This window comes from Streptomyces beijiangensis, assembly GCF_017315755.1.
Lineage (GTDB): Bacteria > Actinomycetota > Actinomycetes > Streptomycetales > Streptomycetaceae > Streptomyces > Streptomyces beijiangensis.
The window spans coordinates 1-282 of the sequence record NZ_JAFLRJ010001242.1 but is presented as its reverse complement, the minus strand read 5'-3'; the positions used below and the strand labels follow the sequence as shown (position 1 = coordinate 282).

The 282-nt window shown below is 69.1% G+C and carries 1 pseudogene; it reads right to left on the bottom strand.

Annotation, left to right across the window (positions count from 1 at the left end):
* A pseudogene (locus J0695_RS41345) lies at positions 1–237 on the bottom strand (pyridoxamine 5'-phosphate oxidase family protein); the annotation flags it as partial.
* Positions 238–282 lie beyond the last annotated feature (45 nt).

The following is a 282-nucleotide window of genomic DNA, read 5'->3' as shown; positions in this document are numbered from 1 at the left end:
CCTCGGTCTCGTGGGCTCCAGGCGGTCGGCCATGATCGTGAAGCGGCCGGCGCTGCCGATGAGCCTGGCCTTGACGGAGTCGCGGCCCGTCATGATCCACAGTTCGCCGCCGGGTGCGTACTGGTACCAGATGGGGACGGTCAGCGGTGCCCGGTCCGCCTCCTCCCGCGCTACGGAGAGGGCGCCGATGTGCGGCTCGGCGAGGAAGTGTTCGCGTTCTTCACGGGACAGGGCCATGTCGTGCTCCTTCGCGGAACGTGCCGTAGCTGTCAGGGAGACGCG